20 protein-coding genes and 1 pseudogene are annotated in these 24362 nt (G+C 53.0%); 6 read left to right on the forward strand and 15 right to left on the reverse strand.

Annotation, left to right across the window (positions count from 1 at the left end):
- Positions 1 to 16: 16 nt before the first annotated feature.
- Genes nagC through nagB form a run of 3 tightly spaced genes read right to left on the reverse strand, consistent with a single transcriptional unit; the run spans position 17 to position 3256 of the window.
- Positions 17 to 1237 carry a DNA-binding transcriptional regulator NagC gene (gene nagC / locus NA197_RS10250; protein WP_000187578.1) on the reverse strand — a complete coding sequence of 407 codons (1221 nt, stop codon included), beginning with the start codon at positions 1235 to 1237 and terminating at the stop codon, positions 17 to 19.
- A 4-nt stretch (positions 1238 to 1241) separates the two neighbouring features.
- Positions 1242 to 2396, reverse strand: a complete 1155-nt coding sequence (nagA, locus tag NA197_RS10255) for an N-acetylglucosamine-6-phosphate deacetylase (protein WP_000271186.1) — start codon at positions 2394 to 2396, stop codon at positions 1242 to 1244.
- A 59-nt stretch (positions 2397 to 2455) separates the two neighbouring features.
- Positions 2456 to 3256, reverse strand: a complete 801-nt coding sequence (nagB, locus tag NA197_RS10260; RefSeq protein WP_001237059.1) for a glucosamine-6-phosphate deaminase — start codon at positions 3254 to 3256, stop codon at positions 2456 to 2458.
- Positions 3257 to 3582: 326 nt separating this feature from the next.
- Here nagB and nagE point away from each other — a divergent pair, with 326 nt between their 5' ends.
- The 4 genes from nagE (at position 3583) to chiQ (ending at position 9862) form a co-directional block, all read left to right on the forward strand.
- On the forward strand, positions 3583 to 5535 hold the full coding sequence (nagE, locus tag NA197_RS10265; RefSeq protein ID WP_001023069.1) for a PTS N-acetyl glucosamine transporter subunit IIABC: 1953 nt from the start codon (positions 3583 to 3585) through the stop codon (positions 5533 to 5535).
- A gap of 210 nt (positions 5536 to 5745) precedes the next feature.
- A complete protein-coding gene (gene glnS / locus NA197_RS10270; protein ID WP_001287181.1) occupies positions 5746 to 7413 on the forward strand; it encodes a glutamine--tRNA ligase in 1668 nt (555 codons plus the stop codon).
- A gap of 660 nt (positions 7414 to 8073) precedes the next feature.
- Positions 8074 to 9480, forward strand: a complete 1407-nt coding sequence (gene chiP / locus NA197_RS10275; protein WP_001258803.1) for a chitoporin ChiP — start codon at positions 8074 to 8076, stop codon at positions 9478 to 9480.
- A 49-nt stretch (positions 9481 to 9529) separates the two neighbouring features.
- Positions 9530 to 9862, forward strand: a complete 333-nt coding sequence (chiQ, locus tag NA197_RS10280) for a ChiQ/YbfN family lipoprotein (protein WP_000722260.1) — start codon at positions 9530 to 9532, stop codon at positions 9860 to 9862.
- A 48-nt stretch (positions 9863 to 9910) separates the two neighbouring features.
- Here chiQ and tcuC read toward each other — a convergent pair whose 3' ends face one another.
- The 9 genes and pseudogenes from tcuC to ybfF form a co-directional block, all read right to left on the reverse strand.
- Positions 9911 to 11215, reverse strand: a complete 1305-nt coding sequence (gene tcuC / locus NA197_RS10285) for a tricarballylate/proton symporter TcuC (RefSeq protein WP_023233582.1) — start codon at positions 11213 to 11215, stop codon at positions 9911 to 9913.
- A gap of 50 nt (positions 11216 to 11265) precedes the next feature.
- Positions 11266 to 12405 (reverse strand): tricarballylate utilization protein TcuB, encoded by a 1140-nt coding sequence (tcuB, locus tag NA197_RS10290; RefSeq protein WP_051129162.1) that lies wholly within the window; start codon positions 12403 to 12405, stop codon positions 11266 to 11268.
- Positions 12392 to 13795: an FAD-dependent tricarballylate dehydrogenase TcuA gene (gene tcuA, locus NA197_RS10295; protein WP_051129163.1), complete on the reverse strand. Its 1404-nt coding sequence runs from the start codon at positions 13793 to 13795 to the stop codon at positions 12392 to 12394. The genes tcuB and tcuA overlap by 14 nt, the downstream gene beginning before the upstream one ends.
- Positions 13796 to 13892: 97 nt before the next feature.
- Positions 13893 to 14819: a tricarballylate utilization LysR family transcriptional regulator TcuR gene (tcuR, locus tag NA197_RS10300; protein ID WP_000423371.1), complete on the reverse strand. Its 927-nt coding sequence runs from the start codon at positions 14817 to 14819 to the stop codon at positions 13893 to 13895.
- A gap of 115 nt (positions 14820 to 14934) precedes the next feature.
- Positions 14935 to 15387: a ferric iron uptake transcriptional regulator gene (gene fur, locus NA197_RS10305; protein ID WP_000131699.1), complete on the reverse strand. Its 453-nt coding sequence runs from the start codon at positions 15385 to 15387 to the stop codon at positions 14935 to 14937.
- Positions 15380 to 15465 (reverse strand): annotated as a pseudogene (locus NA197_RS10310) (fur leader peptide). Before NA197_RS10310 ends, fur begins: the two are co-directional and overlap by 8 nt.
- A gap of 203 nt (positions 15466 to 15668) precedes the next feature.
- Positions 15669 to 16199, reverse strand: coding sequence for a flavodoxin FldA (gene fldA, locus NA197_RS10315; protein ID WP_001018621.1), 531 nt, complete (start codon positions 16197 to 16199; stop codon positions 15669 to 15671).
- A 150-nt stretch (positions 16200 to 16349) separates the two neighbouring features.
- A complete protein-coding gene (ybfE, locus tag NA197_RS10320) occupies positions 16350 to 16643 on the reverse strand; it encodes a LexA regulated protein (protein WP_001040939.1) in 294 nt (97 codons plus the stop codon).
- 133 nt (positions 16644 to 16776) lie between these two features.
- The gene (gene ybfF / locus NA197_RS10325) at positions 16777 to 17547 is read right to left on the reverse strand and encodes an esterase (RefSeq protein WP_000773245.1); all 771 of its coding nucleotides are present in this window, start codon (positions 17545 to 17547) and stop codon (positions 16777 to 16779) included.
- A gap of 184 nt (positions 17548 to 17731) precedes the next feature.
- Here ybfF and seqA point away from each other — a divergent pair, with 184 nt between their 5' ends.
- Positions 17732 to 18274, forward strand: coding sequence for a replication initiation negative regulator SeqA (seqA, locus tag NA197_RS10330; protein WP_000848395.1), 543 nt, complete (start codon positions 17732 to 17734; stop codon positions 18272 to 18274).
- A gap of 24 nt (positions 18275 to 18298) precedes the next feature.
- On the forward strand, positions 18299 to 19939 hold the full coding sequence (pgm, locus tag NA197_RS10335) for a phosphoglucomutase (alpha-D-glucose-1,6-bisphosphate-dependent) (RefSeq protein WP_000974385.1): 1641 nt from the start codon (positions 18299 to 18301) through the stop codon (positions 19937 to 19939).
- A 114-nt stretch (positions 19940 to 20053) separates the two neighbouring features.
- Here the strand turns inward: pgm and NA197_RS10340 are convergent, their stop codons facing one another.
- From NA197_RS10340 to speF, 3 genes are all read right to left on the reverse strand, one after another.
- Positions 20054 to 20539, reverse strand: coding sequence for a pyridoxamine 5'-phosphate oxidase family protein (locus tag NA197_RS10340; RefSeq protein WP_000070053.1), 486 nt, complete (start codon positions 20537 to 20539; stop codon positions 20054 to 20056).
- 64 nt (positions 20540 to 20603) lie between these two features.
- Entirely contained in the window at positions 20604 to 21923 is a 1320-nt protein-coding gene (potE, locus tag NA197_RS10345) for a putrescine-ornithine antiporter (protein ID WP_000042658.1), read from the reverse strand.
- Positions 21920 to 24118 (reverse strand): ornithine decarboxylase SpeF, encoded by a 2199-nt coding sequence (gene speF, locus NA197_RS10350; protein WP_001292402.1) that lies wholly within the window; start codon positions 24116 to 24118, stop codon positions 21920 to 21922. Before speF ends, potE begins: the two co-directional genes overlap by 4 nt.
- Positions 24119 to 24362 lie beyond the last annotated feature (244 nt).

Consider the following 24362-nt stretch of genomic DNA (forward strand, 5'->3'; position numbering starts at 1 on the left):
ATACTATAAGAGCGCATCAACTTTCCAGCAAACGTTGCAGCAATGTTCCGTTGAGCATGGCGCGTTTAACTAAGGCAAATGCGCCGATAGCAGAACGGTGATCCAGCGTGGAGCGTACCACCGGCAAATTTTTGCGAAATGCCTTTAACGCCTGCGTATTGATACAGCTTTCGATAGCGGGCAACAGGACTTTATCGGCTTCAATGATCTCGCCGGCAATGACGATTTTTTGCGGATTAAACAGGTTGATAGCAATGGCGATCGTTTTGCCCAAATGGCGGCCAACATGCTCAATGACTTCCGAGGCCAGGCTGTCGCCCCGGTTTGCCGCCTTACAGATGGTTTTAATCGTGCAGTCGTCAAGCGGAACACGGCTTTGATACCCTTGTTTAAGCAAATTCAGCACCCGTTGTTCAATAGCCGCATTGGCGGCAATGGTTTCCAGACAGCCGAAATTACCGCAGTGGCAGCGCTCGCCCAACGGCTCCACCTGAATATGCCCAATTTCACCGACGTTGCCGTTACGGCCAATGAAGATGCGTCCGTTGGAGATAATCCCGGCGCCTGTACCACGATGAACGCGCACCAGAATCGAGTCCTCGCAATCCTGACTGGCGCCGAAGTAGTGTTCCGCCAGCGCCAGGCTACGGATATCGTGTCCCACGAAACAGGTAACGTGAAACCGTTTTTCCAGCGCTTCGACCAGTCCCCAGTTTTCAACCTGAATGTGCGGCATGTAACGAATCACGCCGCTTTCCGGATCGACAAGCCCTGGCAGGATCACCGAGATAGCGATCAATTCACGAATTTTACGCTGACAGCTATCAATAAAGACGGCGATGGTGTTGAGCAGCGCATGTTCCAGCGTCTCCTGGGTGCGCTCCGGCAGCGGATAATGCTCCTCAGCGACCACTTTACTGCTCAGATCGTAGAGCGTTAAAGTGGTGTCATGACGGCCCAGGCGAACGCCAATGGCGTGGAAGTTACGGGTTTCCGTGACGATAGAGATAGCGCGGCGGCCTCCGGTAGAGGCCTGCTGATCGACTTCTTTGATCAGCCCGCGTTCAATGAGTTGACGCGTAATTTTCGTTACGCTGGCGGGAGCAAGCTGGCTTTGCTCGGCAATTTGTATGCGCGAGATAGGACCATGCTGGTCAATCAGGCGGTAAACGGCCGCGCTGTTAAGCTGTTTTACGAGATCAACGTTACCTATCTGAGCTTGTCCGCCTGGTGTCATATTCTCACTTACTCAAGTCAACGACCTCGTCACCATTAACGATGGTCTTGATAATTTTAAAATCGTGGGTGAACGCGGTCAGGTTGGCGACTTTACCCGGCGCAATGCTACCGAGATGTTTATCAACGCCGATAGCGCGAGCCGGATAGAGCGTTGCCATGCGCAGCACTTCATCCAGCGCGATGCCGCAATGCGCGACCAGGTTGCGTACGCCTTCAATCATGGTTAAGGACGAACCGCTCAACGTACCGTTTTCATCCACACACAGTCCATTGCGGTAGTATATTGTTTTACCTGCGAAAATGAACTGCTCAATATTGGCCCCCGCCGGTGCGGTGGCGTCTGTCACCAGACAAAGTTTGTCGCCTTTCAGGCGTTTGGCATTGCGAATGTTGGCGTAGTCGACATGCAGACCATCGGCGATAACGCCGCAATAAATATCCGCTTCGTCCAGAACAGCGCCAGCAAGGCCCGGCTCACGCCCTGTAATGTACGGCATCGCGTTAAACAGGTGAGTCGCAAAGGTAATCCCGGCGCGGAAGCCCGCTTTTGCCTCTTTTAACGTCGCGTTGGAGTGACCTGCGGAAACCACAATGCCCGCATTCGCCAGTTTAGCGATTACGTCAGCAGGCACCATTTCCGGCGCGAGAGTGACTTTGGTGATGACGTCGGCATTATCGCATAAGAAATCGACCAGCGCAGCGTCTGGTTTACGCACGAAATCAGGATTATGGGTGCCTTTTTTTACCAGATTAAGCCAGGGGCCTTCCAGGTGGAGACCCAGCGCCTGGTGCGGATGTTTTTCCAGGTATTCGCGCATGACGCGAATGCCCTGTTTCATCAATTCATCGCTGGTAGTGATAAGCGTTGGCAGAAAGTTAGTACAGCCCGATTTTTCATTGGCTTTCTGCATAATTTCCAGCGTTTCAACGCTGACGGCTTCTGCGGTATCGTTAAACTGCACGCCGCCGCAGCCGTTTAGCTGCACATCAATAAAACCGGGGGAGAGAATGGCCCCATTCAATGAGCGTTGTTCTATTCCCGGCGGCAGTTCGGCCATCGGACAAACGCGGTCAATCAGGCCATTAGCGACAACAAGCGCATGGTCATCAAGAATTTCGTGACCGGTAAAGATCCGGCCCTGGGTTAAAGCATACATTCTGACCCCCGATATCAAAAATTTACCGCCCCGCATTGACTGGCGGGGCGGAGACAACATTACAGACCTTTAATATTTTCTGCTTCTAATTCATTGAAATATTTCAATGTTTTAACTTTAAGTTCCATTGTGGAAGGCTCATCGCATACCACAACCGCTTTCGGATGGAGTTGCAGGCAGCTAATGGTCCACATGTGGTTGACGTTGCCTTCAACCGCCGCCTGCAGCGCCTGGGCTTTCTGATGGCCCAGCACCAGAATCATCACTTCTTCCGCATCCAGCAGCGTGCCTACGCCTACCGTCAGCGCGTATTTCGGCACCTGGTTTACGTCACCGTCAAAGAAGCGGGAGTTCGCTACGCGAGTATCATGGGTTAACGTTTTGATACGGGTACGGGAAGCCAGGGAAGACGCCGGTTCGTTAAAGGCGATGTGACCGTCGTTGCCGACGCCGCCCATAAACAGATGGATTTTACCGTAAGAACGAATTTTTTCTTCATATTGACGGCATTCCGCATCGATATCCGGTGCGTTACCGTTGAGAAGATTGATGTTTTCTGCTGGAATATCAACGTGATCGAAAAAGTTACGATGCATAAAGCTGTGGTAGCTTTCCGGGTGCTCTTTCGGCAGGCCAACATATTCGTCCATATTAAAGGTGACCACATGCTTAAAGCTGACCTCGCCCGCTTTGTGCATCTCAACCAGCGCTTTGTACGCCGTTAGCGGCGTGCCGCCGGTAGGCAGCCCAAGGACAAACGGACGATCGGCGGTCGGTTTGAACGCATTAATACGGTTAACGATATGGCGAGCGGCCCATTTGCCAACCTGTTCTGCGGTACTCAGGGGGATCAGTCTCATTCTTCACCTCAATAATCAATGTCAAAATTTGGCGGATCGTATTAAGCGTAACCTGGATATCCAGGGTTCGTGTTCAATCCGTCCTGATTTTTTGAATCATAAAATAAGTTTTCCGTGTTAGCCAGTGGATGGTGGGGGTAATTACGATATTTAGTGATTATAATCACAAAAAACACCCGTTTAATTTGCGAGGCGAATTAATTTTCCACACACTCTGCAGAAGATGATCTCACCGTTCGATTACAGAACATCACGTTTTTAACGTTTGCAGCACAATAAAAAACGGCTTCAAAGAAGCCATATCGGCGTCTCGTAGGGGGAATAAGATGAATATTTTAGGTTTTTTCCAGCGGCTGGGTAGGGCGTTGCAGCTCCCTATCGCCGTGTTGCCGGTGGCAGCGTTGTTGCTGCGATTCGGCCAACCAGATTTGCTGAATATGCCGTTTATCGCGCAAGCGGGCGGGTCTATTTTCGATAACCTGGCGCTGGTTTTCGCTATCGGCGTGGCCTCCAGTTGGTCTAAAGATAGCGCGGGCGCGGCAGCACTGGCGGGAGCCGTGGGTTACTTCGTCATGACCAAAGCGATGGTGACGATTAACCCGGAAATCAACATGGGCGTGCTGGCGGGGATTATTACCGGTCTGGTCGGCGGCGCGGTTTATAATCGCTGGTCTGGTATCAAACTGCCTGATTTTCTCAGTTTCTTCGGTGGAAAACGTTTTGTGCCGATCGCAACGGGCTTTTTCTGTCTGGTGCTGGCCGCTATTTTCGGTTACGTCTGGCCGCCGGTACAGCATGGCATCCATGCGGGCGGTGAATGGATCGTTTCCGCAGGCGCGCTGGGTTCCGGTATCTTTGGCTTCATCAACCGTCTGCTGATCCCAACCGGTCTGCATCAGGTACTGAACACCATCGCCTGGTTCCAGATTGGCGAATTCACCAATGCCGCAGGCACTGTATTCCACGGCGACATCAACCGCTTCTATGCTGGCGACGGCACGGCGGGGATGTTTATGTCCGGCTTCTTCCCGATCATGATGTTTGGTCTGCCGGGCGCCGCTCTGGCGATGTATTTCGCCGCGCCGAAAGAACGTCGTCCGATGGTGGGCGGTATGCTGCTGTCTGTCGCGATCACCGCGTTTCTGACCGGCGTAACCGAGCCGCTGGAATTCCTGTTTATGTTCCTGGCGCCGCTGCTGTACCTCCTGCACGCCATTTTGACTGGTATCAGCCTGTTCGTCGCGACGTTGCTGGGTATCCATGCGGGCTTCTCTTTCTCGGCAGGCGCGATCGACTATGTTCTGATGTATAACCTGCCAGCGGCCAGCAATAACGTCTGGATGTTGCTGGTGATGGGCGTTGTATTCTTTATCATCTACTTCCTGCTGTTCAGCGCGGTTATTCGTATGTTTAACCTGAAAACGCCGGGCCGCGAAGATAAAGTTGATGAGATGGTAACGGAAGAAGCCAACAGCAACACCGAAGAAGGGTTAACGCAACTGGCGACCAGCTATATTGCTGCGGTTGGCGGTACGGACAACCTGAAAGCGATCGATGCGTGTATTACCCGTCTGCGCCTGACCGTGAATGACTCTGCTCGCGTTAACGATGCGGCCTGCAAACGCCTCGGCGCTTCCGGCGTGGTTAAACTGAACAAACAGACCATTCAGGTTATTGTCGGCGCGAAAGCAGAATCGATTGGCGATGAAATGAAGAAAGTGGTGGCGCGGGGGCCGGTCGCGGCAGCATCTGCTGATGCGGCTCACGTTGCAACACCTGCTCCGGCGGCCAAACCCCAGGCGGTGCCGAATGCGGTGACTATCGCTGAACTGGTCTCTCCGATTACCGGTGAGGTAGTGGCGCTGGATCAGGTACCGGATGAAGCTTTCGCCAGCAAAGCGGTCGGCGACGGCGTGGCGGTGAAACCCACCGATAAAACCGTGGTTTCTCCGGCGGCGGGTACTATCGTGAAAATCTTCAACACTAACCACGCGTTCTGTCTGGAAACCGAAAAAGGCGCGGAGATCGTTGTCCATATGGGTATCGATACCGTCGCGCTGAACGGTCAGGGCTTCAAGCGTCTGGTAGAAGAGGGTGCGGAAGTCACGGCAGGTCAGCCGGTTCTGGAACTGGATCTGGACTTCCTGAATGCCAATGCGCGTTCCATGATAAGCCCGGTTGTTTGCAGCAACAGCGATGACTTCAGCGCTCTGGTCATCAAAGCGGATGGTCACGTGGTAGCGGGTCAAACGCCACTGTACGAGATCAAGAGTAAATAATCGCTTCCTGGCCGGATAAGGCGTAAGACGTCATCCGGCGATATCACAGAAAACATAAGCGGCAGAGGGAAACCTTCGCCGCTTTTTTTTACCGCAATTAGCCCCAATATTTTCTGCAAAGCCACTTTTTAAGTAACTAAAGGTTGTCAGTCTGTCCGGCTTATAAGATCATATGCCGTTATACGTTGTTTACGCTTTGAGGAATCCACGATGAGTGAGGCTGAAGCCCGCCCGACTAACTTTATTCGTCAGATTATTGATGAAGATCTGGCGAGTGGTAAACATACCACTGTCCATACCCGTTTTCCGCCGGAGCCGAATGGCTATCTGCACATCGGCCACGCGAAATCTATCTGCCTGAACTTTGGCATTGCGCAAGATTATCAGGGCCAGTGCAACCTGCGTTTCGATGACACCAACCCGGTAAAAGAAGATATCGAGTACGTTGATTCGATCAAAAACGACGTCGAGTGGTTAGGCTTTCACTGGTCTGGCGATATTCGCTACTCCTCCGATTACTTTGACCAACTGCACGCCTATGCGGTCGAGCTCATCAATAAAGGCCTGGCCTACGTTGATGAGCTGACGCCGGAGCAGATCCGCGAATACCGCGGTACGCTGACCGCGCCGGGTAAAAACAGCCCGTTCCGCGATCGCAGCGTGGAAGAGAACCTCGCGCTATTTGAAAAAATGCGTACCGGCGGTTTTGAAGAGGGTAAAGCCTGTCTGCGCGCCAAAATCGACATGGCGTCGCCGTTTATCGTGATGCGCGATCCGGTGCTGTATCGCATTAAATTCGCCGAGCATCATCAGACCGGCAACAAGTGGTGCATCTATCCGATGTACGACTTTACTCACTGCATCAGCGATGCGCTGGAAGGCATTACTCATTCTCTGTGTACGCTGGAGTTCCAGGATAACCGTCGTCTGTACGACTGGGTGCTGGACAACATCACCATTCCGGTTCACCCGCGCCAGTACGAATTCTCGCGGCTGAATCTGGAATACACCGTGATGTCCAAGCGTAAGCTGAACCTGCTGGTGACCGACAAACACGTCGAAGGCTGGGACGATCCGCGTATGCCGACTATTTCCGGTCTGCGCCGTCGCGGCTATACCGCGGCCTCCATTCGGGAGTTCTGCAAACGCATCGGCGTCACCAAGCAGGACAACACCATTGAGATGGCGTCGCTGGAATCCTGCATTCGCGAAGATCTGAACGAAAACGCGCCGCGCGCAATGGCGGTAATCGATCCGGTAAAACTGGTTATCGAAAACTACCCGCAGGGTGAGAGCGAAATGGTTACCATGCCTAACCATCCGAATAAACCGGAGATGGGCAGTCGTGAAGTGCCGTTTAGCGGTGAGATCTGGATCGATCGCGCAGATTTCCGCGAAGAAGCGAACAAGCAGTACAAGCGTCTGGTGATGGGCAAAGAAGTGCGTCTGCGTAATGCCTACGTCATTAAAGCGGAGCGCGTAGAGAAGGATGCCGAAGGGAATATCACCACCATCTTCTGTACCTATGATGCTGATACGCTGAGTAAAGATCCGGCTGACGGGCGTAAAGTGAAAGGCGTAATCCACTGGGTTAGCGCAGCACATGCGCTGCCGATTGAAATTCGTCTCTACGACCGTCTGTTCAGCGTGCCGAACCCGGGTGCCGCGGAGGACTTCCTGTCTGTTATCAACCCCGAATCATTAGTGATTAAGCAGGGGTATGGCGAGCCGTCGCTGAAAGCGGCGGTAGCAGGGAAAGCTTTCCAGTTTGAACGTGAAGGCTACTTCTGCCTCGACAGCCGCTATGCAACGGCCGATAAGCTGGTCTTTAACCGTACCGTGGGCCTGCGTGATACCTGGGCGAAAGCGGGCGAATAAGCACTGCGCCAACAGGCGAATGCTGTAAAAATACCTTGACAACGCCGCGTTCTGCGGCGTTTTTTCTCTGCATTTCTAAGAGCCTATCCCATTAGGGCTATTTTACTTGCCATTTTGGACCTGGGCAGTGCTCGCCAAAACGCGTTAGCGTTTTGAACGCCGCTAGCGGCGGCCCGAAGGGCGAGCGTAGCGAGTCAAACCTCACGTACTACGTGTACGCTCCGGTTTTTGCGCGCTGTCCGTGTTCAAACTGGCTGCGCCAATAACGCCTGGTGGGATAGGCTCTAAGTCGATTCTCTTTTTTGCGAGGCGAATTAATTATTTTCTGAAAATTATTGATCTGATAAATGATTATTAATCTAAATGTTATAAGCGTCAGGTCAACAGGAGACAATTATTTTCATGCCTATGGAAAACAAGTCAATTTTCTTTCTGGCGGTCTGCTTCCCTCACCAGCAGTTGAATGTAACAGAAAGCAATTAAATATGTGCGGTTGCTCATATTATTACATACTGGTTACAGAAAGAGATTGATAATTCGCATCGCGAAAAATAGTCTATTTAACGTAGTAAATGAGGTTTCTCAGCGCTACTTTTTATTTTTATTTTTTCGCTGTTCGCTTTTGTCGGCAGCAATTTATACGTCAAAGAGGATTAACTTATGCGTACGTTTAGTGGCAAACGTAGTACGCTGGCTCTGGCTATCGCCGGTATCACAGCAATGTCGGGGTGGATCGTTGTTCCGCAGGCGCAAGCCTCCGGCTTTTTCGACGACTCCACGTTAACGGGCGGCATCTATTATTGGCAGCGTGAACGCGATCGCAAAGATGTGACCGACGGCGACAAATATAAAACTAACCTTTCTCATGCGACCTGGAACGCTAACCTGGATTTTCAGTCTGGTTACGCTGCGGATATGTTCGGTCTGGATATCGCGGCGTTTACCGCGATTGAAATGGCAGAAAACGGCGACAGCGGTCATCCAAACGAAATTGCCTTCTCGAAAAAGAATAAAGGCTACGACGAAGACTATTCCGGCGATAAGAGCGGTATCAGTCTTTATAAAGCCGCCGCGAAATTTAAATATGGCCCGGTCTGGGCGCGCGCCGGTTATATTCAGCCTACCGGTCAGACGCTGTTAGCACCGCACTGGAGTTTTATGCCGGGTACCTATCAGGGTGCGGAAGCCGGCGCCAGTTTTGACTATGGCGATGCGGGCGCGTTAAGTTTTTCCTACATGTGGACTAACGAATATAAAGCGCCGTGGCATACCGAAATGGATAAGTTTTATCAGGCGGATAAAAAAACCAATGTGGACTACCTCCACTCCATCGGCGCGAAGTACGACTTCAAAAATGATCTGGTGCTGGAAGCGGCGTTTGGTCAGTCCGAAGGCTATGTCGATCAATATTTCGCGAAGGCCAGCTATAAATTTGATTTAGGCGGCAATCCGTTCACCACCAGTTACCAGTTCTACGGCGCGCGCGACAAAGTAGACGATCGCAGCGTGAATGACATTTACGACGGTACGGCCTGGCTGCAGGCGTTGACCTTCGGCTACAAAGTCGCGGAAGTGGTTGACCTGCGTCTGGAAGGCACTTGGGTGAAAGCGGACGGTCAGCAGGGCTATTTTCTGCAACGTATGACGCCAACCTACGCCTCTTCAAACGGTCGTCTGGATATCTGGTGGGATAACCGCTCCGACTTTAACGCTAACGGTGAAAAGGCGGTTTTCTTCGGCGCGATGTATGACCTGAAAAACTGGAATCTGCCGGGCTGGGCTGTGGGCGCGTCTTATGTTTACGCCTGGGATGCTAAACCGGCAACCTGGCAAAGTAACCCGGATGCTTACTACGACAAAAACCGCACTATCGAAGAGTCCTCATACAGTCTGGATGCGGTCTATACCCTGCAGGAGGGGCGTGCTAAAGGCACCATGTTCAAACTGCACTTCACCGAATATGACAACCACTCCAATATTCCAAGCTGGGGCGGTGGTTACGGCAACATCTTCCAGGATGAACGTGACGTGAAATTTATCGTTATTGCGCCATTCACTATTTTCTGATGTCAGATGCGGCAGGCTGCCGGTCTGCCGCGCTGTTGAGGAACGACCTATGAAAAAAATTTTACTCATCGCCAGCATGACCGCCGGTTTGACGGCCTGCGCGTCATCACCCGCGCCGGAAGAAGATAGCCGGCTGAAAGAGGCGTACAGCGCCTGTATCAATACCGCACAGGGCTCGCCTGAGAAGATAGAGGCCTGCCAAAGCGTACTGAATGTCCTTAAAAAAGAGCGCAAACATCAGCAATTTGCTAACGAAGAAAGCGTGCGGGTACTGGACTATCAGCAGTGCATTCAGGCGACGCGCACGGGTAACGATCAGGCGGTCAAGGCTGACTGCGATAAGGTCTGGCAGGAAATTCGCAGTCATAATAACGTGCAATAAAACCCTGCCTTGCCACCCACGGGCGAATGTTTTCCGCCCGTGGTTTTTTCAGGCTTTATTTTCTGCCGCGATATAGCCGCGACTCAGACGTACAAACAGCATCGCCGTCGCGGCAAGTCCACATAATGCCGCGCACATCAGCCACCAGCCGGGCGAGCTTTTGTCGCCGGTTAACTTTACCAGCGCGGTAGAGATGGCCGGCGTCAGGCCGCCAAAAATCGCCGTCGCCAGGCTAAAGGCCAGCGAGAAACCAACGGTACGCACATAGACTGGCATCACTTCGGTTAACGCCGCGACCATTGCGCCGTTATACATGCCAAAAAAGAAAGAGAACCACAGCAGTACCAGCGTCATGCGGGTAAAGTCGGGTGCGGCGGTCAGCCACTGCATGACGGGCCAGGTGGTGATCAGCGCCAGCAACGTAATGCTCATTAACACGGCGCGACGGCCAATCCGGTCGGAAATCGCGCCGCCAATGGGTAACCAGATAAAATTGGACACGCCCACCAACATGGTGACGATCAAACTGTCCCGCGCGCTGAGATTAAGCACGGTTCTGCCATAGGTCGGCGTATAAACGGTGATAAAATAAAACGTTGTGGTGGTCATCGCCACCAGCAGCGTTCCGGCCGTAATAATGCGCCAGTTTTTGGCGATAGTTGCAAAAATTTCCCTGGTGTCGGGGCGATGCTTGCGTTGTAAAAACGCTTCTGTTTCTTGTAATGAACGACGTAAAACAAAAATCAGCGGAATGATCATACAGCCGATAAAGAACGGAATTCGCCAGCCCCACTCCGATATCGCGTCGTGTCCCAGCGTGATATTCAGGCTATAACCAATCAACGCGGCGACAACGATCGCGACCTGCTGACTGGCGGATTGCCAGCTGGTATAAAACCCTTTATTGCCTGGCGTTGCGATTTCGGACAGATAGACCGAGACGCCGCCTAACTCAACGCCCGCAGAAAATCCTTGTAATAACCGGCCCAACAGCACCAACGCAGGCGCTGCCAGGCCGATCGTTTGGTAGCCGGGGACGAGGGCGATGAGCAACGTACCGCAGCCCATAATCGCCAGCGTCACCATCAGCCCTTTACGGCGTCCGATTCTGTCAATATAGGCGCCAAGCACAATCGCGCCGACGGGGCGCATTAAAAAACCGGAGCCAAAGACGGCAAAGGTCAACATTAATGAGGCAAATTCGCTTTCCGCCGGAAAAAACGTTCTGGCGATATAGGTGGCGTAAAATCCGAACAAGAAAAAATCAAACTGTTCAAGAAAATTGCCGCTTGTCACGCGCAGTATTGCGCCGAACGTGCCGGCGCGCGATGTTGCAGGTGTGTGTTGTGCCATAGGGTTTGCTCTCCACTGTCTTTATTGTTTTATGGGTAAGATGTTGCGGGTCAGTTGCCTGTATCCCCCGCATGTTTTCCGCGTCGCTTCTCAACTGCCCATTTGAGTAAGGCCGCGCAGCGGAAAAATCCGTGGGCGAATTTTCCGTAGGGAAGGGTGAGAAAGAGCGCCATCACCACGCCTAAATGGAGCGCCAGCAATATGCCCATTCCGCTGGTGTCTCTGCCTGCCAGCAGCGCCAGCCCGGTCAGACTGGTTAAGAACAGCAGCAGAATAAAGCCGCGATCCATGGGTTTCTGGCGCGCATCGCCATGTAACGGCGACCGCCGCAGATTGAGCCACAGTAGCCCGGCCGGGCCGATAAGCAGGCCGATACCGCCCAGCGTGCCGAGTATGACCGGCAGGCTAAAGAACGGATAGGGCGCTTCCCAACCGGCGACGTAGTGATAGCCCGTCGCCACGACCGTGGCGGCAAAACAGAGCATAAAACCGTAAAAGGTAAAGTGATGAAAGCGACGGCGCAGCAGCGTGAATGCATCGTCCGCTTCGTTACAGCCTTTGCCGTGACCGCCGTCGAGATATTTCAGCGTTAACGCATTGTGCGACGCTTCCGCAATCTCCGCCGAACGCGGTACGCCCGGCGAGATCTCACGCCAGAAGCGGATTACGCCCGCCATAAGCAAACCGATTGCCAGCACAAAAACTGAGCCAAACATCCATGCCAGCAGGCTATGCGGAAAAATTTGATAGAAGTCACCGGCCAGCGGCGGATGAATCAGCGACCCTTTCAGCGCCATCGCCAGTAATAAAAAGAGCGTCAGACCGACTATCAGCGCCAGCGCGACGGTGATCCCCGCCCGACGGTATAACGCGCCAAAAGCGGCGGGCTGGGCATACTGTTGATACGTCTCCAGGCGGGCTTGCGCCATCGCTTTCGGCACGTTAATGGCAAATTCATGGGGCGGCGCGTACTGGCACGCGTGCAGGCAGGCACCGCAGTTATGACATAAATTCGCCAGATAATGAATATCGGCTTTACCGAATTCGAGTCGCTGGGTCATCGCCGGAAATACCGCGCAAAAACCTTCGCAGTAGCGACACGCGTTACACACTTGCATGACGCGTTCGACCTCGGCTTCCGGTTCGGTAAGCACGGTGGCCTCAATGATTAATTTTTCAAGCTGTTTCATGCTGCGCCTCCTTGTGCGCCGCGCGGGCGGCTTCTATTCCCGCAATGCGGCCAAAGGTTGTGCCGATAGACATGCCTACGCCTGCGGTATACCCCTTGCCCAGAACATTTCCTGCCATCATCTCGCCGGCAACAAACAGGTTGCGGCTTGGATGACCGGCAAAATGCACCGCGGCACGTTCATTGACTTTCAGACCCAGGTAGGTAAACGTGATGCCGGGTCGCAGCGCATAACCGTAGTAGGGCGGCGCATCAAGCGGGCGCGCCCAGTGGGTTTTCGCCGGCGTCAGGTTTTTAGTAGCGCAGTCATCAAGCAAGGTATGATCAAAATGACCGGGTTGGCAGGCCTGGTTATACTGCGTGACGGTATGGGTAAATTTTTCCGCGTCCAGCCCCAACTGGCAGGCCAGCTCAGCTAGCGTATTGGCCTGCGCGCCAGGAAAAACCGGCGGCATAAAGTGGCCGATGGCTTTGCTGTCAATAATCGAATAGCCAATTTGTCCTGGCTGTTGAGCAACCAGCCGCCCCCAAATGGCGTAACGCTTCGGCCAGAAATCTTCGCCTTCATCATAAAAACGTTCGGCGTCGCGATTCACGACAATACCCAGCGATACGCAATCCACGCGAGTACAAATACCGCCGTCGTACAGCGGCGCCCTGGCATCAATCGCTACGCAGTGCGACTGGGACGGATCGCCAATGATATCCGCGCCGGCATCCATCATAAATTTGAGTAATACGCCCTGGTTAAAACGCGTGCCGCGAATCAGGAAATTATCCGCGGGCCATTCGCCGCGGGCGTTTTCTCCCCAGGCCTCCCGCAGCCATTCACGGTTTGATTCGAAACCGCCAGCCGCTAATACGCAGGCTTTGGCGGTAATACGTTCGCTACCTGCCAGCGCTGCCACGAATTCGCCGTCATGAAGTTCAAGCGCGTGAACCGGCGTGTTATAGCGAATCTGTATGCCCAGCCGTTCGGCGCTACGGTAATAGGCATTGACGAGCGCTTTCCCTCCGCCCATAAAAAACGCATTGGTGCGCGCAACGTGGAGCGCCCCAGATAGCGGCGGTTGAAAGTTAACGCCATGTTTGCGCATCCAGTCGCGGCATTGCGAAGAGGTGCGAATGACCAGCCGCGCCAGCGCCTCGTTGGTGTTGCCGTCGGTGACTCGCCACAGATCCTGCCAGAATTCCTCTTCAGGATAGCTTTCTACCAGCACATCCTGCGGCGCATCATGCATACAGCGCAGGTTTCGTGTGTGCTGAGAATTTCCGCCGCGCCATTCTTGCGGGGCAGCCTCCAGCAGCAGAACCGATGCGCCCGCTTCCCGTGCGGTCAGGGCGGCGCATAATGCGGCATTGCCTCCGCCTATCACCAGTACATCAACCATCTTATACTCCCGTACCATTTAACTATTTGTTAAATTTGTAATTGAAATGTATACGGATAAATAAGCGGCGCGCTATCAGGTAGCGCTAAACAGGGGTTTAGTAAGCGTAAAGGGTTGCGCCCGGCCATTCGCCGGCGTCGACTAACTGACGCATAACTTTGGTAAGGACTACTCTGGCGGCAAGGCCGGCGGGCGTCAGTTCATCATCCGACAGGCTGACTAAAAAATTGGGGCGGCTGAGTACCGGATTATGGACGCCGATCACGCGTAGCGCGTCGTTATCCAGATGAGAAATTGCCGCGCCGGGCTGTAACGTGGCGCCAAGACCGTCGCGCACGGCGCGCATCAACAACGCCAGGCCGTCAATTTCCGCGACGATTTCAACGTTAAGCGCATGTTCCTGGCAGACAGCGTCCAGCCTGCCGCGCAGCCCATGTCCCTGGCTTGGCATAATGAGCGGAATGCCTGCCAGTTGTTCAGGTGTGATCGGGTTATCAGGAAGCGCCGCCAGCAGGGCATGGGAGCCAATCAGAAAAAGCTGTTCTTCAAGGATCGGTCTGGCGCTCCAGCGCAGGATTTTATCTTTTTGAAAGACAACGGCTAAATCAATCTGGCGGGTATTGATCATTCTTTCCAGATTACCGGACAAGCTTTCCACCACATGCAGTCGGACATCGGCATAGTTTTCCTGCATGGCATGGATAAACGGTATACCCAGTATGGAGGCGGTACTGGGGGCCATTCCTACGCTCACATGACCGGAAAGGCGCGCTTCTCTGGCGGCGAGAATCGCGTCGTCGGCATGACGCAGGGCGAGTTGCGCCTGTGAATAAAAGGCCAGCCCGGCGTTGGTTGGCGTTACGCCGCGCGAGGTGCGCTGCAGCAGACGGATAGCAAGCTCGTTTTCCAGACGGGACATCTGTTGACTTAATGCTGAAACGCCAATATCAAGATCCTGTGCGGCGCTGCCCATACTGCCGGTTTCAATAATACGCACGAAATAGCGTAACTGGCGAAGCTCCATTCCTGCTCTCCTGAGATGCGATAGCGTTTTTTTACATTAAATCAACATCAAGCGGCAGGAAAGAGGAGGATATAAAAAAGCCAACCGGGCGGTTGGCTCTTCGAAAGATTTACACTTATTTAGTCGCGTCATCGTGCGCGTGCTCGTCTTCGCGGCAGTCGCCTTCAGCGCAGTGGCCGTAAAGATAGAGGCTGTGATTAGTTAAACGAATACCGTGTTTCGCCGCAATTTCACGCTGGCGCGCTTCAATAGAGTCATCACTAAATTCAATCACTTTTCCGCAGTCAAGGCAGATAAGATGGTCGTGATGATGCTGTTGCGTCAGTTCAAAAACGGATTTACCGCCTTCAAAATTATGGCGGGTCACGATACCGGCATCGTCAAACTGGTTCAGCACACGGTACACGGTTGCCAGACCGATTTCTTCACCCATGTCGATCAGGCGTTTGTATAAATCTTCCGCACTGACGTGATGGTTATCTGGTTCCTGAAGAACTTCCAGAATTTTTAAACGAGGAAGCGTTACTTTCAGGCCAGCCTTCTTTAATGCGGTATTGTTGTCAGTCATGCGGAATCTGTCCTGTTGCTAAACGATTCACTTCATTAGAGAAGTGACAGAAATTGCACTCAAGATAATGCGTATCATTATAGGACTGCCATGCCGAAATGAAAACCGCAAGTCTCTTGCAGATGTTAATAAAACTGTGGTTTTGCCTGCAAATTTTGGCGCCACCTGATTACACCCGGACATTGTACAGGGATGGGTGCGAAAGTTACAAATTTGTAGCAATTATTTTGATTGGTCTTGTCTATTGATGCGGCGCAGATATAACGCTGCGCCGCATAAGATTAGGCGTTGAGGATGTCGTCGAGGTGCAATTCAGCCGAAACTTGCTTAACCCATTTTTCAACACGCTCGGCGGTCAGTTCAGGCTGACGGTCTTCGTCAATCGCCAGACCGACAAAATGATCGTCGTCAGCCAGACCTTTAGAGGCTTCAAAATGATAGCCTGCAGTTGGCCAGTGACCCACAATCGTGGCGCCGCGCGGCTCAATAATGTCGCGAATCGTGCCCAGCGCATCACAGAAGTATTCCGCGTAGTCTTCCTGATCGCCACAGCCAAACAGCGCCACCAGCTTACCGTTAAAGTCAATCTCTTCGAGAGTCGGGAAGAAGTCATCCCAGTCACATTGCGCTTCGCCATAGTACCAGGTTGGGATGCCCAGCAGCAGAATGTCATACCCTTCCAGGTCTTCTTTACTGCTTTTTGCAATGTCATGCACATCGGCAACGTCTTTACCAAGCTGTTTTTGAATCATTTTTGCGATATTTTCGGTATTACCGGTGTCGCTGCCGAAAAAGATGCCAGTGATTGCCATGAGTAAAATAACCTCTTGAAACTTATTGAAATGGTGGTGGCGAATTGCCCACGGATAAGGGCAATCATAGCAGAACAGGCAGATATGCGGAAACAGCAATCACGCGGGACTGCACGCTCTGCTACACGAAATATGAAACAAAACTTATTTTCAGACTAAACCCTGGCCGCGCAGCGCCATAAGCTGCTTCATTAATATTTCTTCAATGAGCTCGCTGCGGCTAATGTTGCGCGCTTCGGCCAGCTCATTCAGCGCGTCAACCGCTTGTGCGTTGAGTTTTAATTCGACACGCTTGAGGCCACGAACTTTGTCGCGTTTTAACTGGTTGCGCTTGTTGATGCGTAACTGTTCATCGCGCGAAAGCGGATTCGTTTTAGGTCGTCCCGGGCGACGCTCGTGCGCGAACAGATCTAATGTCGTACGGTCCGTTTGTTCTTTGGCCATGATTTTGGTGACTTCGGGGGAAACAATCAGCCAGGCTTATGCCCGGATGGATAGCGCGCCATCATACATCAGCGAGGAAGCGACGCCAACGCCCGCGCGCGTAATCGCGCACAGGCGATGAGTTTTTAATCAGTTAGCGTTTATCGTGCAGATAACGGCGGATGGCGCGCAGAACCGCCTCTGGTTTTTCGGCATGTACCCAGTGGCCCGCGCCGGCGATCACATGCGCGCGCGCCAAAGGGAATTGCGCCAGCAGCGCGTCGCGGTACGCTTCGGTGACGTACGGCGAGTTACCGCCTGGAATAAACAGCGCCGGATGTTCCCAGGGCGGAATGGTTTCCCAGCCGACGATATGCGGATACTGCTCCCATAATACCGGAACATTAAAACGCCATTCGCCTTCAGCCCAGGATTTTAACAGAAACTGGATCACGCCTTCTTCGTTGAGGTGCTGGCGCATAATCCCTGCCGCCTGTTGGCGGGATGTCGCGTCGGATTCGCTGACGGCGTTAATGGCCGCGAAAATACGATCGTGGCGGCGAACGTGATAATCCACGGGTGCGATATCAATCGCGACCAGACGATCGATGCGATCGGGCGCCAGCGCCGTCAGCGCCATTACCGCTTTTCCGCCCATGGAATGACCAATAAACGTCGCTTTTTCAATCTGCTGCGCGTCAAGCGTATCCAGAAGATCCTGGGCCATTGCCGGATAATCCATGACCGGATCGCGCGGCGATAAACCATGATTGCGCATATCGACCTGAATAATGTCGTGATCGGTCACCAGATCGCGCGCCAGTACGCCGAGGTTGTCCAGGCTGCCAAACAGGCCATGAACGAGAACGATGGGGGAATTATTGTGCAGGTTTTGTGCAGATTGCGCTCGGATGTTTAATTTCATGGCAAAGTTCTTTTTTTCGCTCTGTCGGGTTAGGGTATTATGTTGACCATTCTGCCACTGGGCTGCAACCTCTAAGGTTTACTCCGAGTTTTTTTGTCAGCCGGGCTTAACGCTATCCGCTGTTGGGATTTGTTCCTATAATCCCAATGACTTGTATTCAGCAAAGACATCGCACTGGATTAAGATGAAAACGATTGAAGTTGATGATGAACTCTATAGCTATATTGCCAGCCACACCAAGCATATCGGCGAGAGCGCATCCGACATTTTACGGCGTATGTTGAAGTTTTCCGCCACGACACAGCCAACGGCTTCAGCGGTGAAGGGGACGCCTGCGGCGCAACCCGTTGCCGAAGCGAAACCGGTCAACCCGGTAAAAGACAAAGTTCGCGCGATGCGTGAGCTGTTGTTGTCTGACGAATATGCCGAGCAGAAAAAAGCGGTCAACCGCTTTATGCTGATTCTGACTACACTCTATTCACTGGATCACCACGCGTTTGCGGAGGCGACGGAGTCGTTGCATGGCCGCACGCGCGTCTATTTTGCGGCGGATGAACAAACGCTGCTGAAAAATGGGAATCAAACTAAACCTAAGCACGTTCCCGGCACGCCGTACTGGGTGATCACCAACACCAACACCGGCCGTAAATGCAGCATGATCGAACACATCATGCAGTCAATGCAATTCCCGGCGGAATTGATTGAAAAGGTTTGCGGAACAATTTAATCCTTGCATTAGAAGGACCAGGCAATGGCAATCCACAACCGCGCAGGACAACCCGCGCAACAGAGTGATTTGATTAACGTCGCCCAACTGACGGCGCAGTATTATGTACTGAAACCGGAGGCAGGGAATGCAGAACATGCCGTGAAATTTGGCACTTCCGGCCATCGCGGCAGCGCAGGTCGTCACAGTTTCAACGAACCGCATATTCTGGCGATCGCCCAGGCGATTGCTGAAGAGCGGGCGAAGAATGGCATTACCGGCCCCTGCTATGTGGGGAAAGACACCCATGCGCTCTCGGAACCGGCCTTCATTTCCGTGCTGGAAGTGCTGGCGGCAAACGGCGTAGACGTTATCGTGCAGGAAAATAATGGCTTCACGCCAACGCCTGCCGTGTCAAATGCTATCCTGGTCCATAACAAAAAAGGCGGCCCGCTGGCAGATGGTATTGTCATTACACCGTCGCACAACCCGCCGGAAGATGGCGGTATTAAATATAATCCGCCCAATGGCGGCCCGGCGGATACCAACGTCACTAAAGTGGTAGAAGATCGCGCCAATGCGCTGCTGGCGGGCGGCCTGCAAGGCGTTAAGCGCATCTCTCTGGATGCGGCAATGGCCTCGGGCCACGTTAAAGCGGTAGATCTGGTGCAGCCATTTGTCGAAGGGCTGGCGGATATCGTTGATATGGCGGCGATTCAGAAAGCCGGTCTGACGCTGGGCGTTGATCCGCTGGGCGGCTCTGGTATTGAATACTGGAAACGTATCGCTGAGCATTACAAGCTTAACCTGACGTTAGTTAACGATCAGGTTGATCAAACCTTCCGCTTTATGCACCTTGATAAAGATGGCGCGATCCGTATGGATTGCTCCTCCGAATGTGCGATGGCGGGTTTACTGGCGCTGCGTGACAAGTTTGACCTGGCCTTCGCCAACGACCCGGACTACGACCGTCATGGCATCGTGACGCCTGCAGGGCTGATGAACCCGAACCATTATCTGGCGGTCGCCATTAACTATCTGTTCCAGCATCGTCCGCTGTGGGGCAAAGACGTGGCTGTCGGTAAAACGCTGGTCTCTTCCGCGATGATTGACCGCGTGGTGAATGACTTGGGACGCAAGCTGGTAGAAGTGCCGGTTGGCTTCAAATGGTTTGTTGACGGTTTGTTCGACGGCAGCTTTGGTTTCGGCGGGGAAGAGAGCGCGGGCGCTTCGTTCCTGCGTTTCGACGGTACGCCGTGGTCTACCGATAAAGACGGTATCATCATGTGCCTGCTGGCGGCGGAAATCACCGCTGTTACCGGGAAAAACCCGCAAGAGCATTACAATGAACTGGCAGCGCGTTTTGGCGCGCCGAGCTATAACCGTCTGCAGGCGGCAGCGACCTCGGCCCAGAAAGCGGCATTGTCTAAACTGTCTCCGGAAATGGTCAGCGCCAGCACTCTGGCAGGCGACCCGATCACCGCGCGTCTTACCGCAGCGCCGGGTAATGGCGCATCGATTGGCGGCCTGAAGGTAATGACCGACAACGGCTGGTTCGCCGCGCGTCCATCCGGTACGGAAGACGCTTACAAGATCTATTGCGAAAGCTTCCTGGGGGAAGAACATCGCAAGCAGATTGAGAAAGAAGCCGTTGAAATCGTTAGCGAAGTATTGAAAAACGCCTGATGGGCGATATGGAAGAAAAAGGAGCCTTACGGCTCCTTTTTTGTATTAACGGCGCTGCGCTTATCAGGCCTGTAAATCGCCTCCAGGCCAGATAAGGCGCTTTTGATATCTGACTTATTCGCTCTGAGTCGCCAGATGTCGGCGGCAGGTGAGGGCGTCGCATTCGATACGCACCACGCAAACCGCTTTCATCATATCTTCCCGATAACTGAAGGTTTTTCCCGGATCGGTCTGGCGCATAATGACGTCCAGGCCGTGGCGCATCTCCTCGCGCGTTTGCAATATCGATGCCAGTCCGGTGGCGAAAACGCTGGTGTAGGCGTAGCTATAATCACAGGGGTCATCGGCACGTAGTAATGCATGGTCGCCGTCCATTTCAATGCATACTGCCGGGTTCTTACGTAACAGACGCATCTTTTTCCCGGTGCGTGCGCCGTGAAAATAAAATATCCAGCGTCCGTTCTGATACTCGTAGCCAAAATTTACGGGGACAACATACGGACAGAGATTGTCGTTAAACCCTATCCGACACACTTCGTGTTTACTGAGAATAGCCAGTATTTCTGCTATATCAGTGACTTCCCGTTCTGGATTACTCATTTCTATTATCTTATTCAAAGAGTGAAAATGCCCGGGCTATCGTTACCGCAGCCCGGGCGCGCCATCAGCCGTGTTTATTTTTCAATTCAAAACGCGGTGAGACCAGGCCGTATAACGTCCAGCCGAGGAAGGTCACAATTGAGCCGTACAGCATGGCTTCTTCACCGGAGGAATATAGCGCGTAGAAGCTATACATGGCGCCAACGAAGGCCACGAAGTTAGCGACTTTCGCTTTTGATGACGGCACATTCGCCATTTTCTGAATGATAACCAGCGCGGCCATCGACAGAATATACGGAATAATGTTCGTCACCACCGCCAGGTTAACCAGGACGTTAAACTGACTATTCAGCGACGGGCTAATGGTCATCAGCGACAGGCCAGTCTGAATAATCACAATAATCAGCATCCCCTGTACCGGCGCGTCGACTTTCGTTACACGAGAGAAGACTTTCGGGAAATAGCCTTCGTCAGCGGAGGATTTAAAGACCTGGGCGATAGTGAACTGCCAGCCCAGCAGCGAGCCGCAGCAGGACATTACCATCAGCGCCATGATCACTTTACCTACCGCAGGCGTGAACATCTGTGCAAACGCCAGACCAAACGGCGCCGTGGAGTTCGCCAGATCCATGTTCGGCACAATCCCGGCAATCACGTTAGTCGAAACGATATAGATGACCGCCGCGCCCAGCGTACCGCCCAGTACCGCGATGGGGACGTTCTTTTCCGGATTCTCGACCACGTCTGCGTTGGCGCAGGCGGATTCCAGTCCAAGAAATGCCCACAACGTCATGGCGATGGAAGAACCGACCGCGCTAAAGAACGGAACATGGTGCGGGTTCCATGACGCTACGTACATGCTGGGGCTAAACCAGAACCAGCCAATGATGCACAGGCCGACAACCGGAATGATGACGCCCCAAACGGTAACGCTACTGATCTGTCCGGTAATACGCGCGCCGCCAAAGTTTGCGATGGTACAAACCCACAATACGGCGATAGTCGCCAGACCGATCTGGAGCGGCGTCAGCGCGGCGCCGAACAGTTCGGTACCATAGCCGACAGCGGAGATGGCGATAGCCACGTTGGCGATCAGTAGCGAGACGCCGTAGGTATAGTTCGCCATAAAGTTACCGGATTTACCGAAGGCATATTCGGCGTAACCGCCCATGCCGCCGGATTTACGGCTAAACATACCGCATTTCGCAAACGCCCAGGCCAGCGCCATCGAGCCGACGGCGGTGACCAGCCAGGAGATAATGGATATCGTGCCGACTTCAGACAGTTTGGTCGGTAGCATGATGATCCCGGAGCCCATCATGTTGACCATAGTCAGAATTGTGAGCTGCACGACACCCATTTTATTGGATTTAGGTTTACTCATAATTTTTCCTCCTTCAGCAGGGAGCGCTGCGCGTCACGAGGTTTAATGACGTAGCACCAGACCTGCTTACGGCCGTCGTGTTCTTCGATATAAACGCCCTGCAGTTCAGGCGCAAAGCCCGGCAGCAGGTTGATCCCTTCTTCCAGGGCGCTGAAGTAACGCAGGACAGAACCGCCCCAGATTTCACCCGGAACTACACACAGCACTCCCGGCGGGTAAGGCAGAGCGCCTTCAGCCGCGATACGACCTTCGGCTTCCGGCAGGCGAACCAGTTCGACCTCGCCGCGCAGATAGGCATAGTTGGCCTCTTGCGGATTCATACTGACTTTCGGGAAATGCGATTTACGGAACATCTCTTTTTGCAGCTGTTTCACGTTGTGCCGCGCATAGAGATCGTGCATCTCCTGGCAAAGCTGACGCAGGGTATAGCCGGCATAACGCGCTTCATGCTGTTTGTAGATGGACGGTAATACTTCCGCTAACGGCGCATCAGCTTCCAGCAGTTTTTCGAAACGAGCCAGCAGGGCGACAAGTTGTTGTAACTTCGCCATGTCTTCTGCCGGCGTCAGCAGGAACAGAATGGAGTTGAGGTCGCATTTTTCCGGCACAACGCCGTTCTCGCGCAGGAAGTTGGCGAGGATCGTGGCAGGAACGCCAAAGTCTTCATATTCGCCGCTCGCTGCATTAATGCCCGGTGTGGTGAGCAGCAGTTTGCAAGGGTCGACAAAGTACTGATGTTCGGCATAGCCTTCAAACGCATGCCAGTGTTCTCCCGGAACGAAGTGGAAGAAGCGCAGATCGCTGGCGATCTCTGACGTCGGGTATGACTGCCACGGCTTACCATCAATCAGTTCCGGTACGAACGGACGGATGTGATGACAGTTTTCGAGGATCAATTTACGGGCATCGATGCCGTTAACCACGCAATCCATCCACATATTGCGACCGCTGACGCCTTCGTGCATTTTGGCGTTAACGTCCAGCGCGGCGAACAGCGGATAGAACGGGCTGGTGGAGGCGTGCATCATAAAGGCGTTGTTCATGCGCTTATGCGGAACGTAGCGCGATTGCCCTTTGATATGGCTATCTTTTTTATGGATCTGCGAGGTCTGGGAGAAACCGGCTTGTTGTTTATGAACGGACTGCGTCACCAGAATACCCGGATCGTTTTCGTTCAGTTCCAGCAGCAGCGGCGAACAATCGGCCATCATCGGAATAAATTGTTCATAGCCGACCCAGGCGGAGTCAAACAGGATGTAGTCGCACAGATGACCAATTTTATCAACGACCTGACGGGCGTTATAAATGGTACCGTCGTAGGTGCCTAACTGGATGACGGCCAGACGGAATGGACGTGCTTCGCGGGCACGCTGCGGCGCGACTTCGCTAATCAGCTCGCGCAGGTAATCTTCTTCGAAGCAGTGAGCGTCGATCCCGCCGATAAAACCATACGGGTTACGCGCGGTTTCCAGATAAACTGGCGTTGCGCCCGCCTGCAATAATGCGCCGTGGTGGTTAGATTTGTGGTTGTTACGGTCAAACAGTACCAGATCGCCCGGCGTTAACAGCGCGTTGAGTACGACTTTGTTAGAGGAGGAGGTCCCGTTCAGCACAAAGTAGGTCTTATCGGCGTTAAAGACTTTCGCCGCATGTTGCTGCGCAATGCAAGGCGCGCCTTCGTGAATCAGCAGATCGCCCATCGCCACGTCCGCGTTGCATAGGTCGGAGCGGAAGAGCGTTTCGCCAAAGTATTCCACGAACTGATTACCGGCAGGATGACGGCGGAAGAATTCGCCGCCCTGATGCCCCGGGCAGTCAAATGCGCTGTTGCCCTGGTTGACATAATCCACCAGCGCGCGGAAAAACGGCGGGCGTAACTGCGTTTCGTAGTGGCTTGCCGCGGTTTCCAACTGGCGACCATAGAAGGCAGTACGGGATTCATTATATTCGAATACACCAGAGATACGCGGCAAATACTCAGGCGGTACGCGCCCTTCGTCATGTGTCGCGACAAACACGGGAATACCGTAACCCGTTGCGTCGATTTCATCGAGTTTTCCGTGTTCAATGTCGTCGATGGATAACACGATGGCAGCCACGTCGATGAAACGACTCTCATCAACATTTACAATATTACGGTGTGTAGAAAAACAATCCGGGCAATGACGGCTAACGGCAATTTTTAATTCTGACATTTTTTCATCTCTTTATTTCAGGTAATAGCAGGCCCTCAATTTCTCGCATGAGAAACTGATTCTTCCGGAAAAAATCAAAGCTATCCCGCTGATAAAAAAATCAGTAAATTAGCTTTATTTTAGATGTAATAAATCCCAACCCGTCCGGTTGCAGGAAATTCAGGATTTAAGGAGTTGAGTACTACGATATACAGGCAGAAACCGTGATAACTAAAATTGCGCTGAGTCGGAATTTCTTCTGTCA

The organism is Salmonella sp. NW884 (genome assembly GCF_051700745.1).
In the GTDB taxonomy this organism is placed as follows: Bacteria; Pseudomonadota; Gammaproteobacteria; order Enterobacterales; family Enterobacteriaceae; genus Salmonella; species Salmonella enterica.

Bases quoted from the DNA above. Each gene is read 5' to 3' on its own strand.
- speF (WP_001292402.1), bottom strand. From the start codon at position 24,118: ATGTCAGAATTAAAAATTGCCGTTAGCCGTCATTGCCCGGATTGTTTT.
- nagE (WP_001023069.1), top strand. From the start codon at position 3,583: ATGAATATTTTAGGTTTTTTCCAGCGGCTGGGTAGGGCGTTGCAGCTC.
- NA197_RS10340 (WP_000070053.1), bottom strand. From the start codon at position 20,539: ATGAGTAATCCAGAACGGGAAGTCACTGATATAGCAGAAATACTGGCT.
- seqA (WP_000848395.1), top strand. From the start codon at position 17,732: ATGAAAACGATTGAAGTTGATGATGAACTCTATAGCTATATTGCCAGC.
- pgm (WP_000974385.1), top strand. From the start codon at position 18,299: ATGGCAATCCACAACCGCGCAGGACAACCCGCGCAACAGAGTGATTTG.
- nagA (WP_000271186.1), bottom strand. From the start codon at position 2,396: ATGTATGCTTTAACCCAGGGCCGGATCTTTACCGGTCACGAAATTCTT.
- fur (WP_000131699.1), bottom strand. From the start codon at position 15,387: ATGACTGACAACAATACCGCATTAAAGAAGGCTGGCCTGAAAGTAACG.
- ybfE (WP_001040939.1), bottom strand. From the start codon at position 16,643: ATGGCCAAAGAACAAACGGACCGTACGACATTAGATCTGTTCGCGCAC.
- glnS (WP_001287181.1), top strand. From the start codon at position 5,746: ATGAGTGAGGCTGAAGCCCGCCCGACTAACTTTATTCGTCAGATTATT.
- tcuC (WP_023233582.1), bottom strand. From the start codon at position 11,215: ATGGCACAACACACACCTGCAACATCGCGCGCCGGCACGTTCGGCGCA.
- ybfF (WP_000773245.1), bottom strand. From the start codon at position 17,547: ATGAAATTAAACATCCGAGCGCAATCTGCACAAAACCTGCACAATAAT.
- tcuB (WP_051129162.1), bottom strand. From the start codon at position 12,405: ATGAAACAGCTTGAAAAATTAATCATTGAGGCCACCGTGCTTACCGAA.
- fldA (WP_001018621.1), bottom strand. From the start codon at position 16,199: ATGGCAATCACTGGCATCTTTTTCGGCAGCGACACCGGTAATACCGAA.
- tcuR (WP_000423371.1), bottom strand. From the start codon at position 14,819: ATGGAGCTTCGCCAGTTACGCTATTTCGTGCGTATTATTGAAACCGGC.
- chiP (WP_001258803.1), top strand. From the start codon at position 8,074: ATGCGTACGTTTAGTGGCAAACGTAGTACGCTGGCTCTGGCTATCGCC.
- nagB (WP_001237059.1), bottom strand. From the start codon at position 3,256: ATGAGACTGATCCCCCTGAGTACCGCAGAACAGGTTGGCAAATGGGCC.
- nagC (WP_000187578.1), bottom strand. From the start codon at position 1,237: ATGACACCAGGCGGACAAGCTCAGATAGGTAACGTTGATCTCGTAAAA.
- tcuA (WP_051129163.1), bottom strand. From the start codon at position 13,795: ATGGTTGATGTACTGGTGATAGGCGGAGGCAATGCCGCATTATGCGCC.
- potE (WP_000042658.1), bottom strand. From the start codon at position 21,923: ATGAGTAAACCTAAATCCAATAAAATGGGTGTCGTGCAGCTCACAATT.
- chiQ (WP_000722260.1), top strand. From the start codon at position 9,530: ATGAAAAAAATTTTACTCATCGCCAGCATGACCGCCGGTTTGACGGCC.